The sequence below is a fragment of the Aliishimia ponticola genome, assembly GCF_004803475.1.
GTDB lineage: Bacteria > Pseudomonadota > Alphaproteobacteria > Rhodobacterales > Rhodobacteraceae > Aliishimia > Aliishimia ponticola.
The window spans coordinates 1-1,090 of record NZ_SRKY01000014.1; the positions used below are offsets into that span (position 1 = coordinate 1).

1 protein-coding gene is annotated in these 1,090 nt (G+C 62.3%); it reads right to left on the bottom strand.

The window, feature by feature from the left end; genetic code table 11:
* The coding region (locus E4Z66_RS19540) for an SdrD B-like domain-containing protein (protein WP_211097198.1) at positions 1–1,090 on the bottom strand (1,090 nt) is incomplete at both ends.

Consider the following 1,090-nt stretch of genomic DNA (forward strand, 5'->3'; position numbering starts at 1 on the left):
CCGTCGACACCGGCTTCGCCGCCGTCCAGCGTGCCGTTGCCGTTCTCGTCCAGCCATACGGTGTCACCGATGGAGGCCGTGCCCGGATCTTCAACGCCCGCGTCGATGTTCTCGACCCGCTCGCCAATGCCCAGTGTGACCTGACCGGTTGTGCCGTCCGCTTCGGACGCGTCGCTGTCCACATCGTCGGATGCGTTGCCGTCAACGTCCTGTGTGACCAGAACCTTGCCGTCCAGATCGGCGTCATTCTCGTCGAAGTCGACGGAATAGGTGCCTGCGTCCAGACCGACGAACTCGTARGAGCCGTCTGCGCCGGTTTCAGTGGTCGCAACCACTGCGCCGGATGCGTCCAGAAGCTGAACAGTCACACCCGCGATGCCGGGCTCACCGTCATCAAGGCTGTTGTCGTTCTCGTCGCAGAACACGCGGCCCGCCAGCGAGGCCGTGCCGGGATCTTCGACGCCAGCGTCGTTGTTCTCGGACACTTCGCCAACACCCACGGTGATGACGCCGGTGGTGCCGGTGCTGTCAACATCGCTGTCGTTGGTGTCGTCGCCATTGCCGTTCGGATCGTCCTGAGCAACGAAGACCTTGCCGTCTGTCGCCGGTGCGAATTCGACCGTGTAGTCGCCTGCCGGAAGACCGGTGAAGGCATACTCGCCGTTCAAACCAGTTGTGGTCGTTGCCACAACCGCGCCAGCGGCATCCAGAAGCGTCACAGTTGCGTCTGCAATGCCCGGTTCGCCATCGTCGACGTCATTGTCGTTTTCGTCGCAGAAGTAACGACCGGTGATGGACGCCGTACCCGGATCGACCAGACCTGCGTCGATGTCGCGCTCTGCTTCACCGATTTCCAGCGAGATCGTGTCGGTCATGCCGTCCACGCCTGCGTCGGAGTCGCCGTCCACGTCTTCGTCCGCCGCTGCGCCTGCAGTGGTGAATGTCAGACCTGCAACCGTGCCGAACATGACTTTGTAGTCATCAGCGTCCAGGTTCTCGAACAGGTACTGGCCGCCATTCGACGTGGTGGTCGTTGCAACCACATCGTCGATTTCGCCGTCGCCGTCCGTGTCTGCCAGCAGTTTGACTT